At 60.8% G+C, this 13,537-nt stretch carries 12 protein-coding genes and 2 pseudogenes; 8 read left to right on the top strand and 6 right to left on the bottom strand.

Features of this window, described 5'->3' with window-relative positions; all coding sequences use genetic code 11:
- Nucleotides 1-30: 30 nt before the first annotated feature.
- Complete coding sequence (locus AC6A67_RS05440) at nt 31-657, bottom strand: recombinase family protein (RefSeq protein WP_498035541.1); 627 nt, start codon at nt 655-657, stop codon at nt 31-33.
- Nucleotides 658-931: 274 nt separating this feature from the next.
- On the opposite strand from AC6A67_RS05440, the pseudogene AC6A67_RS05435 reads away from it, so the two are divergent.
- Nucleotides 932-1,213: pseudogene (locus AC6A67_RS05435) on the top strand (DUF4158 domain-containing protein); the annotation flags it as partial.
- Between the two features lie 148 nt (nt 1,214-1,361).
- On the opposite strand, the gene AC6A67_RS05430 reads toward AC6A67_RS05435, so the two are convergent.
- From AC6A67_RS05430 to AC6A67_RS05420, 3 genes and pseudogenes are all read right to left on the bottom strand, one after another.
- Complete coding sequence (locus AC6A67_RS05430) at nt 1,362-1,637, bottom strand: hypothetical protein (RefSeq protein ID WP_498035540.1); 276 nt, start codon at nt 1,635-1,637, stop codon at nt 1,362-1,364.
- 1,251 nt (nt 1,638-2,888) lie between these two features.
- Nucleotides 2,889-3,089 (bottom strand): annotated as a pseudogene (locus AC6A67_RS05425) (helix-turn-helix domain-containing protein); the annotation flags it as partial.
- A 792-nt stretch (nt 3,090-3,881) separates the two neighbouring features.
- Nucleotides 3,882-4,253 (bottom strand): hypothetical protein, encoded by a 372-nt coding sequence (locus AC6A67_RS05420; RefSeq protein WP_498035539.1) that lies wholly within the window; start codon nt 4,251-4,253, stop codon nt 3,882-3,884.
- Nucleotides 4,254-4,923: 670 nt separating this feature from the next.
- Here AC6A67_RS05420 and AC6A67_RS05415 point away from each other — a divergent pair.
- The 7 genes from AC6A67_RS05415 (at nt 4,924) to AC6A67_RS05385 (ending at nt 11,531) form a co-directional block, all read left to right on the top strand.
- On the top strand, nt 4,924-5,715 hold the full coding sequence (locus AC6A67_RS05415) for a L,D-transpeptidase (RefSeq protein WP_498035538.1): 792 nt from the start codon (nt 4,924-4,926) through the stop codon (nt 5,713-5,715).
- 184 nt (nt 5,716-5,899) lie between these two features.
- The gene (locus AC6A67_RS05410; protein ID WP_498035537.1) at nt 5,900-6,610 is read left to right on the top strand and encodes an IS6 family transposase; all 711 of its coding nucleotides are present in this window, start codon (nt 5,900-5,902) and stop codon (nt 6,608-6,610) included.
- Nucleotides 6,611-7,042: 432 nt separating this feature from the next.
- Nucleotides 7,043-7,387 carry a c-type cytochrome gene (locus AC6A67_RS05405; protein ID WP_498035536.1) on the top strand — a complete coding sequence of 115 codons (345 nt, stop codon included), beginning with the start codon at nt 7,043-7,045 and terminating at the stop codon, nt 7,385-7,387.
- A gap of 205 nt (nt 7,388-7,592) precedes the next feature.
- The gene (locus AC6A67_RS05400; protein ID WP_498035535.1) at nt 7,593-9,254 is read left to right on the top strand and encodes a Na/Pi cotransporter family protein; all 1,662 of its coding nucleotides are present in this window, start codon (nt 7,593-7,595) and stop codon (nt 9,252-9,254) included.
- Between the two features lie 816 nt (nt 9,255-10,070).
- Nucleotides 10,071-10,628 carry a Spy/CpxP family protein refolding chaperone gene (locus tag AC6A67_RS05395; protein WP_498035534.1) on the top strand — a complete coding sequence of 186 codons (558 nt, stop codon included), beginning with the start codon at nt 10,071-10,073 and terminating at the stop codon, nt 10,626-10,628.
- Between the two features lie 158 nt (nt 10,629-10,786).
- Nucleotides 10,787-11,170 carry an SH3 domain-containing protein gene (locus AC6A67_RS05390; protein ID WP_498035533.1) on the top strand — a complete coding sequence of 128 codons (384 nt, stop codon included), beginning with the start codon at nt 10,787-10,789 and terminating at the stop codon, nt 11,168-11,170.
- A gap of 46 nt (nt 11,171-11,216) precedes the next feature.
- Nucleotides 11,217-11,531, top strand: a complete 315-nt coding sequence (locus tag AC6A67_RS05385) for a YARHG domain-containing protein (RefSeq protein ID WP_498035532.1) — start codon at nt 11,217-11,219, stop codon at nt 11,529-11,531.
- Between the two features lie 964 nt (nt 11,532-12,495).
- On the opposite strand, the gene AC6A67_RS05380 is transcribed toward AC6A67_RS05385, so the two are convergent.
- Both AC6A67_RS05380 and AC6A67_RS05375 read right to left on the bottom strand, forming a co-directional pair.
- Nucleotides 12,496-12,771 (bottom strand): GCG_CRPN prefix-to-repeats domain-containing protein, encoded by a 276-nt coding sequence (locus tag AC6A67_RS05380; protein ID WP_498035542.1) that lies wholly within the window; start codon nt 12,769-12,771, stop codon nt 12,496-12,498.
- A 555-nt stretch (nt 12,772-13,326) separates the two neighbouring features.
- The coding region (locus AC6A67_RS05375) for an HP1242/YdcH family protein (protein WP_498035531.1) at nt 13,327-13,537 on the bottom strand (211 nt) is incomplete at its 5' end.

Genomic DNA, 13,537 nt, shown 5'->3' with positions numbered 1-13,537 from the left:
GACCGGTGAGAGGCTGTTCGGAAACGTACGCTAAGCGCGCCTGCTAACCCGGCCGAGCAGCTTTTCACCATCTGGTCTGATCTCACCCGTTGGCGTGACGTGTCGGTACAGGGTCTGGCGGGTGATGCCGAGTTCGGCGCAAAGGTCGGCGACCTTCGTTTCTGGCTTCCCCATTGCGGCTTGGGCGAGCCGCAATTTGGCCGGGGTCATCTTGAATGGACGTCCGCCGTGACGGCCGCGGGCCCGAGCCGAAGCGAGGCCCGCGCGCGTCCGCTCGACGATCAACTCGCGCTCGAACTCGGCGAGCCCAGCAAAGATCGCGAACACAAGACGGCCATTGGCGGTCGTCGTGTCGATTGAGGCGCCTTCTCCGGCGAGCACTTTGAGGCCGATGCGCCGCTTTGTCAGGTCACCGACCGTGTTGACGAGATGGCGCAGGTCCCGGCCGAGACGGTCGAGCCTCCAGATGACGAGCGTGTCGTCGCGGCGCAATGCCTTCAGGCAGGCGTCCAGACCGGGGCGCTTGTCGAGTCGTCCCGAGGCCATATCGGCATAGATGTGTTCGGGATCGACGCCGGCAGCCATCAGCGCATCGCGCTGGAGGTCTTGAACCTGGCTTCCGTCGGCCTTGGAGACCCGGGCATAACCGATCAACATTGTCACATATACGTCCGTCTGCGTGACGGAGCGACATTGCCCGTCGATCGATCGCTATAATGTCACATAACCCGTCTTGTGGTCTACGATCCGTGAACAGGGTGGTTTTCCTGTTGCGTGACGTGCAGGAGAACGATGCCGTCCAGAACGATATTGTCCCCGCCCAGCGCAGCGCGATCTTCGATCCGCCGCCTGATCGGGCAACGATCGAACGGCTCTACACCCTCGGTCCCGATTACCTTGGGCAGTTAGCGCGTCGCCGGCGCGGGGGAACCGGCTCGGATATGCGGTGCAGTTCTGCTACCTGCGCCATCCGGGCCGAAGCCTGCTGCCGCGTGAGGCGGTGCCTGCCTCCATGCTGGCACTGCTGGCCGACCAGATCGCTTGCGGTACCGAGGACTTCGCCGACTATTCTGCGCGCTTGTCCGCCGTGAGTTTTTGCTCAGATCTTCGCCGCGATATCGAACTGCATGAATATCCTTCCCTCCGAGGAGCAGACGGTCAAAACCTCCCGCGAGCAGGAGGGAGTTACTGCAGCCTCGCATGCGTTGCGTAGCACGAGCGAAGATGAGATAGCGGCCCCGGCTTCGGGAAGGGCGTTGTTGCCGCGCAAGACAACGAGAAGGACCGCCACACCCATCATTCATGAGGCTGCTTAATCGCCGAGGAGCCTTTCAGGGGCTCTCAGGACGTCTGGAAACGGCTCAATGCCTCTTAGCAAGTCGAGCATTTTTGAGTGCGACCCAGGAACCGGCCTGCGTAAACTCGGGATCAAAAGCGAAGATTAGGTCGACAACAACCGGAGCGAGCGCCCGGTGGCGGGCGTAGCTGTCGACGGAGAAACCCGTCTCCATGGCGTTCTCTCGAGCAACCTCTTCTATGGCGCTCGCAAACTCCTCGCCGCAGAGAGCGACGACGATTGCGTGGACCTTGTCCGCCTCTTCCTGCGTCAGCGTCGGAATAGGTTCTGTATCTCGCATGAACTGCCCTCCTACAAATGATGATGCCGCTCCAGTCGCCACCTGATTATCTGGGGGGTATCTGACTTCGACAATGCGACTTTGGCCGTCTGACAGGGGCCAGTGGGCCGCTCTATGAGCAGCGATGGCTAAAGAACGGCCGCCCGAAGGCGGCCAGTTTCACATTCAGAAGCACCCCGGAGGCGTATGGGGGCTCTCTGGTATAAAGCGCTGACCTGGCGGTTTGTTCCAATGCAAAGCAACCATCAGATAACCGGATAGCGGCGATTAGACCAAAACTGGTGCTATCGCTGATAAGGAGGTGATAGGGTCCCAGCCAGGCTTCCAGTGGGACGGGTCGAGTCCAGGTCAAAGTTATATTCCCTCTGCGAAGGTTTGATGGGAAAATTTTCTTTTAGCTACTAATTACTTAATTATACTAAACGGAGTTGTGGAATTGTATTACCCACGAGTCTCGGAGATTGGGAGGATAGTATGGACGCAGACAAGCCGAAAAAGCGCCGAGGGTTTGCATGCCTTAGTCCTGAAGCAAGGCGTGAGGTAGCAAGTCTCGGCGGACGCAGTGTCCCAAACGAAAAGAGGAGCTTCTCTGTGAACAGGGAGCTAGCGTCTGTGGCTGGCGCCGCTGGCGGGGCGGCGGTTTCTCGCTTCAATCGGGCATTCTGGGTGGATCGACAGCTGGCCTCTAATGCTGGAGCAAAACCACGTGAAAAGAAGAAGCCGCCCGAAGGCGGCTGAGGCAGAGGTTCAGCTGGAAGTGGGATCAGCCAGCGCTGAGACGGAACATCACGACCAGCGCGGCGGCCATCATGGCCCAGCCAATCGGCGTAGCCAGCACGATGGAAACGACTGATTTGGCGGTCTCAACAACGCTCATTTGCTTCACCCCCGGAACAAGATCGTTCCATGGGTTGAAGCTAGCGCCGGGCCACCCATAGCGTACGTGCGCGTGTGCACATACGCGAAGCCGCCCGCCAGAACATTATGGGGAGGGGTGTCTGTTCCATTGGCCTCTCACCTCGACCGTCCGCACAGGATGCCCCTGGAATGACTAGCAGAGGCCGCGCAGCGGCATTGACGCTGTCAATAACCAAAAAACAAAGTCGCCGCCCTGCATGGCCTAAAATCGCTCAGCGCCGCGTTCCAGTTTCGCCATGTGTCTCATGAGCGTGGACTGTCACCCGGCCTGACGATGATGCGCTCAATCGTCGTGACCTGATCCGGCGCAAGCTCATGCCATCCATCAGCTGTTCACAAATCCGGTCGGCCACCGCCTCGCTGTAGCTGCTGGGGTGGCCCGGCTTCGGGGTCAGTCATGCCTGGCTTCCTGTGGCGCCAGTTGCCGACAGTCTGCGGGCTGACGCCGCAACGGCGGGCGATTTCACGGTCTGAAAAGTCGGGATGGGCTCTCAACGTCGGCAGCACGTCGAGGCGCTTGTCGGCGTTGGTGCGGCATAGCAGGGGAGCCAAGGCAGGCGGTATCAGCCTGAGCCGTCAGGCTCCTATCAAGTCACATCTCGCCCGTGCCAGGGCGACCTGATGGCCGACACGTCAGCAGAGAACTTGGTGGAAGATTTGCTCTTCATGGCACCATCCAATTTGGAAGTCGGAGCCTCCAGAAAACCGTGGCGGTTCAACCCGGTACGACAAGCTTCTCGCCAACTTCATGGGCTTCGTGAAACTTGCCGCTATCGCAATATGGCTCAAATAGTTAAATCGTCACCACCACCCAAGGTACAGTCTGCCGATCAGCTCGTCAGCGGATCATCGTCCCGATCCGACCATCGTTGCCCATCTTGTGTCGCAACCTTGTCTGGCAGGCCCCACAACACCCATCCCATTAGTAGAAGGATGGCGCCGCCCACGTATCCTATTGGGCCGTCAATCACGGCCTCCACCGCCTGCGCCAGTCTCGGGCTCGCACCAGATTCATGGAGAGGGGCCGGTAACAAGGCACTGAAAGGGGCCCTGGTCCAAATCGGCAAGAGTACGAAGGCCAACCCGCTGATACCCAGCCCTAAAGCTACGCCTTGACGCGCTTGCTTGGCGACCGCGCCAATGATCAAGCCGACGCCAAATCCAACCAGCGACGCAAAGGGTATTATGGCTTGTTCAGCCGCGTCCACAGCAACAAGGAAATAGCCGCACAGTCCCGCGACAGCCGCGAGTGCAGCCGCCAAGCCCATTACTGTGATGATCCGTCTACCCATGCAGTTACCCATTGCCCTCTAAGTCAGCAAGTGTTTAGGCCACCGGAATGTTTCCCACAAATGCGTTATGCAACTGGAGAATGGATAATAAAGGGTGATAGACGCGTAGCCGGATGTGGTTTCGAACGGAAGAATCGCCTTGCCCAAGCTCACCGCGCAGCACCTTATTGCCGAAGCCCAACGCTTGGCAGCGGAACAACATCGACGCCCCGAAGAGCGCGTCACCGACATATGGGCCGCGCTGGAGCGTTTCAGGCAGGAGCGCGAGGCCCAGCAACCTCTCAATGATCAGGTCTGGGCTGGTATCTTGCTTGGCGCCAAGGATCTCCTGCTGGGAGGCGGACAAGCTGACCCATTGGTATTGGCCGTGATAGACGAAGCGGTCGCCGGAATCCTGCAGCGACAAACCCCGCATGAGGCAACGGATCAACATCGGCCCGGGAACGCGTGAGCTGTACCGCGGGGCACGGCGTGCGCGCTGTTGCGCAGGGATGTTGAGCAACTGAAACCACCCATGGCATAGCGATGTCGGCCCCGCCAAGGGAGTTAACAGTGGGAGGCGCCCAATGCGCTCTCCCCGGTGATGGAATTCCGTTTCGCGGCCCGGCGGCCAAGCACAGCTGCGGCGCAGTCCCGGCCTGCCTGGCCGCCATTCTCACTCCAACTGACGAGCACTTTTCGCCGATTTCAGGCAGTTCCATTTCTCTCCAGCTTTCCTGACCCTAACAGACCTACTCACGCCGTTTGCCTCGCGGTGTAGTCGCCGGTCACCGCTTGCAGCGTCACTCCCTCGAATTGCCTCAGCGCTCTATGCGCTGTCCCTCTTTAGACTTGAGAGCTCCAACACAGCGGATCATGCGCGGCCGCGGCCGATGCCCGGCGAGCCAGGTGCGCCAATGTTGCCGTTTCGCAACGTTTAGAATTCAGCACCATCCCGGCTTTGCGCCGACGCAATCTTGCCTCAATGGATTGTGATCAGTGGTGCTCACTTTTGATACCGCTACCAGCCTTCATCCAGCGCTTGTCGCCAGCACGATTGCGGCCAAGATTAACCAAAACGTAAGAATTGGCATATTTTGACCACTATTACAGCTGCCGATATTCGCATTACCAAGATTGAGGATAGTGAATATGCTTTCTCGCCGTTTATTTTTTTAGCCGCACCCGGTTTTTTAGCAGCGTGTACTGACCGGCAGAGGCCACAACTGGCCATGCCACCGCCAATCGATCCGATTTACTCGGAGATTTACGGACCGATGGACGACGGCCGTTTTCAGATTGACGGCGTTGATCTGAAAACGGTCGACCAGAGGTTCCTTCGTCGGGAGGTCGCTTATGACACCCACGAAGCGCCAGGGACGATCGTTATCGATCCGAACAACCATTACCTGTATCACGTCGGCCAGGACGGCATGGCCATGCGGTATGGGGTGGGCGTCGGCCGAGAAGGATTCCGGTGGAATGGAGCTGCCACGATTGCCCGAAAGGCGGTGTGGCCCACATGGACGCCACCTGCAGCTATGGTGAAGCGCGATCCAAAGGCGCGGCCATGGGCCAAGGGAATGCCTGGCGGGCCCAGAAACCCAATGGGAGCGCGCGCCCTCTACCTGTATCAAGGTGAGCGCGACACGCTCTACCGCATCCACGGTACCAACGACCCGTCAACAATCGGTCTGTCGCTGTCGAGCGGCTGCATCCGCCTGCTGAACCAGGACATCGTTCATTTGCACAGCCGGGTGCCAACGGGCACGCGCGTCGTGGTGCTCAAATATACGGGTCCGATATTGGACGCGGAGCCAAGCGGTGAGGCCGTGCCGGACCAATACCGGTCAGGCGCACAACCGGCTGTCTCGGGCAGACCAGCGTGAGGAGCTATGTCTGAATCTGGGTGATGACGCGTAAGCAGGCGGCGTATCGTGGCGGGTGATTGAGGGGCCTGTCGCAAACTTTCTGACGTTAACGCTGCATTGAATCCGGCGGGGTCATGAAGTGGCTCCGGAGACCGACGCCATGATCTTGAACGCCCTTGCCTAGAAGCTCAAACGTCGCGCCATGGATGATTTCAAGGGACGCCATTTGGAGGCGGAGCTGACCATTCAGGCGGTGACATGGTATCTCCGCTATCCGGTCAGCTACCGTGATCTCGAAAGCCTGTTCGCCGAGCGTGGCTTCGACGTCGATCACGCCACCATCAACCGCTGGGTTCTGGCCTACGCGCCGTTGATCGAGAAGCGCCTGCGCCGGTTCCGTGAACCACATTGCGGATCGATCCGCGTCGACGAGACCTATATCAAGGTCAGAGGCCAATGGCGCTATCTCTACCGTGCCGTAGACAAGCACGGGACGCCGGTTGATTTCCTGCTGACAGCAAAGCGCGATCTTTCAGCGGCCAAACGATTTTTCCGAAAGGCCCTGAAGGATTGCCCCCTGCTGGGGCCGGACACGATCGGCACGGACGGGGCCAACGTCTATCCTGCGGCCATCAAGGACGGCTCCACGGAAGGTCTTCTGGGCGCCGATGTCACCCATCGCGTCTCCAACCACCTGCAACAGGTGATCGAAAGCGACCATTTCCGGCTCAAACAGATGATGCCGAAAGCGGGTTGCCTGCGCAGTTTCACGACGGCGCGGCGTACGATCGCGGGTTTCGAGGCGCTGCTGTGGCTGCGCAAGGGCTTCGGCTTCGCCGGCGACTGGACAGTCCGCCGGCAGAATGAACTGATCGCTCTCTGTTTCGGACTTCAAAAAGTTAACGAAGCCTGAAAACACGGGCGGCGCAGGGATCTTTGCGGCTACCGCCATGGATTGCGACAGGCCCCGATGGCGAGAACGCCGCTCAGCTGGACCATTGATCCGCGCAAGGCAAAGAACCCGTCGCCGGGCAACGGTTCGGCAAGCACCCACAGGCCTGATAGAAGGGCGGTGAAGCTCCAGCATGCAAAGGTGCTCTGTCGCATCAGCGTTCCTTAAGTTCCGTGGGCTGTATCAAATTGATCATAAGTAAATTTCCGCCGCGCCGTTTTTTGGCATTGATCCGCATCAGCTCCCGTGTTGTGTCTTCCGCAAACAGGGGCGGAGGCGCGCCGACAGTACATGGTCGGACTGGCCTCACGGAGGTGGCCGGAGTTGCTGGCCTTACGAACCGCCGGGCCTCCTGATGAACCGTAATACAATTCTGTTCGCCAGAGGCAATGAATGAACCGCACCCGGTCAGCTGGACGCGTCCATTGGACCTTTATGACGCTGCTACTCACATCGGCGCCTTCTCTTGCCGCCGCGGAGGCGGAGTCAGGCCGCCTCATTGCGGAGGAGAACTGCGCCAGCTGTCACTCCATTGGCCACGTTGGCAGCAGTACTCATCCGGACGCTCCGGCCTTTCGCGATCTGTCTCAACGCTACCCGATCGACGATTTGGCGGAAGCCTTCGCCGAGGGCCTGAATGTGGGCCACGCCGACATGCCGGAGTTCACGCTGACGGCAGAACAGACCCAGGCCCTGCTCAGCTATCTGCAATCCATTCAGGACAAGGGGCGGCGCTGACCACCCCTGTCCGGTCCGGATGACGGCAGAGGCCCATGCCTGCGGTTTTGAGGCGCGTCAGGGTATAGCCAGATTACAACAGGCTCCCTGCGGCATCGCGGCCGAACGCCTCATTCTTGCTTCCGCGAGCCCCGCGACACAGGGGGACGCCGTCAGGCCGAAACAGACCCCCCGACGCGCAGCATCCTAATTACCACGAGACGCCATGGCGACTTTATCATCACTGCTTGGGGGCGTTGGGCTGTTCCTGCTCGGCATGTGGCTCATGACAGACGGCCTCAAGCTGGCGGCAGGCGCCATGCTCCGCAATGTCCTTGAGCACTGGACCCGCTCGCCGGTTCGCGCCTTTCTGGCCGGCTTTATGATCACCGGCATAGTCCAGTCATCTACCGCCACCACGGTCGCCACGGTGGGCTTCGTCAACGCAGGAATGTTGACGCTGGCACAAGCAGTGTGGGTTGTCGTCGGCGCCAATGTGGGGACGACGCTCACCGGGTGGGTGGTGGCTCTTGTAGGCCTCAAGATCAGCGTGACCGCCATGTCCCTGCCGTTTGTAGGCGCAGGCATGCTGCTGCGGCTGGGCGTGCGCAGCAATTCGCGGCTGGGTGGACTTGGCCAGGCCATCAGCGGTTTCGGCGTGTTCTTCATGGGCCTCGACATCCTGCAAGGCGGATTTGGCGATCAGGATCCAGGTTATGACAAGCTCGCGCTTGCTGACCCTTCCCTCGGCGCCTTGGGGCTGCTTGTTCTCTCTGGCCTCGTGCTGACGCTGCTAACCCAGTCGTCTTCAGCCTCAATCGCCATCGTGCTGTCTGCAGCAGCGACCGGAAAAATCCCGCTTCTGCCGGCTGCGGCGATCGTTATCGGCATTAATATTGGCACCACCTCCACCGCAGCCCTGTCTGCGATTGGCGCGACGCCTGCGGCGCAGCGCGTCGCCGCGTCTCACGTGGTCTTCAACCTTGTCACGGGCATTTACGCCTTTGTGCTGCTCAGCCCGTTGCTCTGGTTGAGTGCCGCCATCGCAGGCACTGTGGGGGAGCAGGACTCGACGCCGCTAATCCTTGCCATCTTCCACACCATGTTCAGTCTGCTTGGCACGCTCTTGATGGCTGTGTCAGGCAGGTATCTGGTGACGTGGCTTCAGAGGCGGTTCACATCGCGCTTGGAAGTGGTGGGCCGCCCCCGATATCTGGACGAGAACCTTCTTGAGGTGCCGGCGGTCGCGCTGCAGGGCCTTGTGCGTGAAACCCATCGGCTGCTCGACCTGTCGTTCAGCATGACGCGTCAGATCCTGGCAGGCGCCCGGCCTGGCGGGCTTGAGCCAGAAGGCCTCCATCAGCTGGCGGGGGAGACACGGCGTTTCATCAGCAAGATGAGTTCAGACCAGCTTCCGTCATCTATCGGCGCCGCCCTCCCGGACGTGATCCGCGCCACACAGAACATCGATGACCTGGTGAGGGGCAGTGGCGAACTGCACCGCTATCCTGATGCCGCCACAAGAACTCCTGACTGGCAGGCACTGCTTTCTGCCCTAGACGACTGCCTCAGTTTCCCCGAAACGCAGAACGCGGCGGAAGCGGCACACATACTCGACGACAGGCAGAGGCGGCTGGACGATTCCTTCCAGCAGTTGAAAAAGCGCCTCCTCCGTGACGCCGCCATGGGACGCCTCGCAGTGGAGACCATGGGATCGCAACTTACCTGGGCAGCCTCGGGCAGGAATGTCGGTACACTGGCGATCCACGCGTGCATGAGGATGGCGGGTTGGGTTTCCGAAGTCGAGGACCGTACCGGGACAGATGCGTCAGATGCTGCCCAGGGCGAGCCGACCATGAAAAAGGATGCAAGGCCGATCGATGTGTAAACGCCGGTATAAATGAGGCCATTCACCGGTTTAAAAGTAGGCTGCGTATTCCCATGGAAGCCGGCCACCCTACCGTTTTCAAGCCGGCCGTTTGGCCGGGCATTTTCGAGAGCGGGTCCGGTGAGACAAACGTCGAGAACGCACGCTAACGTCCCGTACTGTCTGGGGTGACTGCACGAAAGTGACGAAAGTGCACCGTAAGGTAGACCGGATAGCGAACGTTATGCAGCGAGGACGGAGCTGACGGCGCGCAGCGGCCGCAAGACATCTGGATCGGGCCGATCATTTACATTCCAGCTATAGTCTCCGGTCGGCATGATATGCTCCCAGCTTAATGTGGCGACTTGCGCGCGCGCCCTCGCGGGCAAGCGCATCCGTGACTGCGCCGGGCTGGTGAAGAACGGTTATCGTGCTATCGTCGCTCATGGCGTTTCGCTCCTTTGGGAGGTTCTGCCAGGCTCAGTCACCCGCCACGATACATCGCCTGCTTGCACCTCATCACCCAGGTTCGGACATAGCTCTGGCGGTCATCGAGGAGCTGCGTCTATTCCAAAGGCAGTTCGGCGCTTAGGCCAGCTGATTGCTGGCTGGTAAGGGTGCAACCCTGATCTACGCCAAATTTGCAACAAAGACCTTGGGCGGTCTTATTGGTTTTACTGCTGGGACTAACCCAGCACACGATCGGTCGCCCTGGTCGACCGGCCTACGGTGTCCCCGCCCCAGCATGGGCTGGCGGGATCCCTGGCGCCGGTGCTCTTCCACACGTACGCGAGGGCACGGGCCTGGTTAGTTTCCAATATGTTCAGGAGGACCAGAATGATGAAGAACACCGTCGCCGCTCTTACCCTTGCCGCCGTCATGGCTGCATCTGGCGCTGCGCTTGCGCAGCCGGCAACCGAGAGGCCTGCGCATGGCAGACACAGCCTCAACTCTGATGACCGCGCGGCGCTGCTCGACGCCCGCGTCGCCGGCATCAAGGCGGCCCTCAGGTTGACCCCGGAGCAGGAGAAGTTGTGGCCGGGCTTTGAGAAGGCCCTGCGTGACTCACGCGCGGCCCGTGCGGAACGCATGGCCGGAATGAGGGCGGAGCGCAGGGAAGCTCGCGAGGAACGGAAGGAAGCCCGTGAAGAGGGCAGAAAGCGCGATTTCGTCGAAGCCCTGCGCAAGGGCGCCGATCGCACGGCTGAACATGCCAGGATGGCTACCGAACGCGCCACAGAAATGCGCAAGTTCGCAGATGCGATTGAACCGCTGTACAATACCCTTGATGATGGACAGAAGCGTCGCCTCCGTGCCCTCCTTCGCAAGGACGGGTTTGGCCCGAAGCAGGATGGCCATGACCATCACGGCAAGCACCATGACAGGCGCAGGTAATGCCCGCACGGCTGAACGCCTCTGTCGTGTGTTGAAGCGGATCTGGGCGCGGCCAGAAGTTTGCGGGCACAGGCTCAGAGCAGGGTTTTCCGCACAGGGCTGAGGCCAGACGCTCCTGGACCCGGGCGACCTGAGTGTCGCCCGGCTACTGAGAAGCCATGCAAGCCCCGGCGATCGGAGGGTGGATGATAAGGTCACGTATTGCCGCGGCGTCTGTCATGACTGCCATGAGTATACTGTCTGTCGCCCCGGCGGCGCTGGCTGGAGACTGCACGGGCTTCGTTGTCGGTGTGCGGCCGATCAGCGAGTACAATCGCGCGACAGGTAGTGGTTATCTTGCCGTGCGCAATGGACCGGGCAGCTCATATCGCCAGATCGGCGAGGTGTATGCTGGTGACGAGGTTTCCGTCTATGAGCGCAGGGGCAACTGGTACGCGATAACGTGTATGTCAGGACGCTGCGAACAACCTTTATGGGGTGAGCCAACACCATCAGGATGGGTGCACCGCAGCTACGTGAACGCGGGTGGCCTCTGTCCGTGAGACGGAAGTCGCGCCATCCTCGCAGCAGGCAGACCGGGAGTTTGACATGTCCGTGAAACGCATCGTCCAGTCATCGGGGAAGGCGCGCCGCATTTTTGGGGCCGCAGCAGCTGCGAGCCTTGCGGTGCTGCTGGTTGGGGGTGGTAGCGCCATGGCGCAATCTTACGGGATGATGAGCTGCAGCGAGCTCTGGTATGCGCGCAACGCCATTTATGCCGACAAGGGCTACTGCTTCCAGACGGAGCGCGCGATGAGGACCTTCGGGCGGGCATGCTTCCCTCCCTATGGCCAGCTCAGTCCCATCGAGCAGCGGGAAGTCAATGCCATCAAGACGTGGGAGCGGCGCAACGGGTGCAGTTAACCGCCGCCGCTGCCTCGTCCCTTATTGATGAGCCTTGGCCTCCGAAGGTCGCAAGTACTGGTTGATCGGGGGCTTTACGCACGTCAACTGCAGATCCGCGCCATGCGGATAAGCGCGAGCGGCGACAGACATGCACCCGGCAGACACACCGGGTATCTGCCGTGGCGTTGACCTGAAAGATGCCGGCGAACCTGCAGATGGCGAAGCGGCTGCCCAGCCTTTCGATCTGAAGCATGAACATGCGATGCCGGGCGGATTGATCGCGCGCTGGAGGCGAACGTCCCGGGCACAGGCGAACAACTGACCCGTCGATGTGAGACCCCGCCCGTTATCAGGGACGGGCGCGGTCGTCTTGTCGGTGAAGAGCATCAAGGAGGTCGTTACCCCCTCGAACGGACACGTGGGGCCACGCCGCTGCAGATTGGCTGCCTTGCTGAAACGGTCAGCGCGGGAAGCCGGGTCTCGGACCTCCGCCTCCACGCGGCCCGCCCGGTCGTGGGCCGAAACCTGGGCGGGGACCAAAGCCGGGTCGCTGACCGATGCCAGGACGTGGCCCAAATCCAGCACGCGGGCGGAAACCTGGGCGGGGCCCAACCCCGGGACGAGGCCCGTAGCCCGGACGAGGTCCGAACCTTGGGCGCGGCGGTGGCGGCGGGGTCCACCTGCCCTGGACGTACGGACGCCGGTAGCCGTAGTTGCCGTAATAGCCGCCGACAACCACCGGGGCTGCAGCGTAGTAACCGCCATAAGCCGCAGGCGGATATGGACCTTCTGCGGTCACACATCCTGAGAGGGCGAGGGCGGCGCCGATCGCGGCAGCCCCCAGTAATAAACGTGGCGCTCTACTCATGACGCATCTCCGATAACGGTCGAAAGGCGGCGACCGCCCTGAAGAGGTTTCCCCGATCGTGTGATTTTCCAGAGAGTGCCGGCTCCCCAGACATGGCGTCTGGGGAGCGCCGTCTTAGCGGCAGACGCGCACGGGACCACGAGGCGTCCGGGCTATGTAGCAGCGCGGAGGGCCCCGGTATCGGTACGGCGCCGGAGCATAACGATGACGATAATGGCGATGCGGGTTGTATCGATGGCGTGCGCCGCCACGGTAGCAGCGTCCGCCAGGACCGCGAAACCAGCCTGGTCCGCATCCGCCTGCGACCTGGGTTACCAGAGGATCGCCAGCAACACTAACTGGAGCAGCGCCAGCGCCCACGGGAGCCGCGATGGCTGAAGACGCCAACATCAATCCGCCGACCACGGCCCCCAGCCACGCAAGACCTCTGGTCCTCATTTTGCCCGTTTCAACAACGCTCATGTGCTTACCCCCCAAGAGCGACATTGCCCAATGAATGAAGGCTAGCATGTCCATTCTCCCGCGATAAGTGTTCCGGGGCAGCTACAAGCGATGCGCAAATCGCGTATACTGAAAGCGCCCTTATCCAGGCCGTGTGGATGAATTTCATCAAGCATAGGCCTGCGACGAAGCTTACGATGGAGCGGAAGTTTCGTGCTGTCTTTGCGCATACCAGGGCGACGCGTTTGAAGCGCTTGAGCCGCCAGAAGGCTTGTTCGATACGGGCGCGCGGCTTGTAGAGCGTCTTGGCGAAGAAGGCTGGCCTTGCTTTTCTCGTTGGCCTTGTGCGGGATCACCAGGGTCATGCCGTGTGTCCGCACGGCGGCGCGATTGCCCTTGCTGGAATAGCCTTTGTCGCCCAGCTCGGCGCGGCGTTGCCACCTTGCAAAGAAAATGGCGCCCAGATAACCAGAGCGCCATTTCGTGTGCTTGCCGGATGCTGCGTCAGACTGCAGACGCCAGCGCCGATGAGATCGCGTCCTTGATGGCCAGGCGACGCTTGCGAAAGCCTACCTCGGCGTCCTCGCTCACAGGATCGATCCGACTTTCGGCCTTGTGGATCAGGTCGTTGACCTCGTCATATTCTTCGAGCAGGGCAGCAAACGCTTCGTCCTTCGCCTTCAGGGCGTGGATCGCGTCGAGTTGGTCGGGAAAT

The sequence above is a fragment of the Camelimonas sp. FR25 genome, assembly GCF_059740505.1.
The sequence above is the reverse complement of the archived record's forward strand: the minus strand, read 5'-3'. Positions and strand labels throughout refer to the sequence as shown.

What these genes read in the sequence shown, in the direction of transcription:
- AC6A67_RS05440 (WP_498035541.1), bottom strand. Translation starts at nt 657, where the DNA reads ATGTTGATCGGTTATGCCCGGGTCTCCAAGGCCGACGGAAGCCAGGTT.
- AC6A67_RS05430 (WP_498035540.1), bottom strand. Translation starts at nt 1,637, where the DNA reads ATGCGAGATACAGAACCTATTCCGACGCTGACGCAGGAAGAGGCGGAC.
- AC6A67_RS05410 (WP_498035537.1), top strand. Translation starts at nt 5,900, where the DNA reads ATGGATGATTTCAAGGGACGCCATTTGGAGGCGGAGCTGACCATTCAG.
- AC6A67_RS05405 (WP_498035536.1), top strand. Translation starts at nt 7,043, where the DNA reads ATGAACCGCACCCGGTCAGCTGGACGCGTCCATTGGACCTTTATGACG.
- AC6A67_RS05400 (WP_498035535.1), top strand. Translation starts at nt 7,593, where the DNA reads ATGGCGACTTTATCATCACTGCTTGGGGGCGTTGGGCTGTTCCTGCTC.
- AC6A67_RS05395 (WP_498035534.1), top strand. Translation starts at nt 10,071, where the DNA reads ATGATGAAGAACACCGTCGCCGCTCTTACCCTTGCCGCCGTCATGGCT.
- AC6A67_RS05390 (WP_498035533.1), top strand. Translation starts at nt 10,787, where the DNA reads ATGCAAGCCCCGGCGATCGGAGGGTGGATGATAAGGTCACGTATTGCC.
- AC6A67_RS05385 (WP_498035532.1), top strand. Translation starts at nt 11,217, where the DNA reads ATGTCCGTGAAACGCATCGTCCAGTCATCGGGGAAGGCGCGCCGCATT.
- AC6A67_RS05380 (WP_498035542.1), bottom strand. Translation starts at nt 12,771, where the DNA reads ATGTTGGCGTCTTCAGCCATCGCGGCTCCCGTGGGCGCTGGCGCTGCT.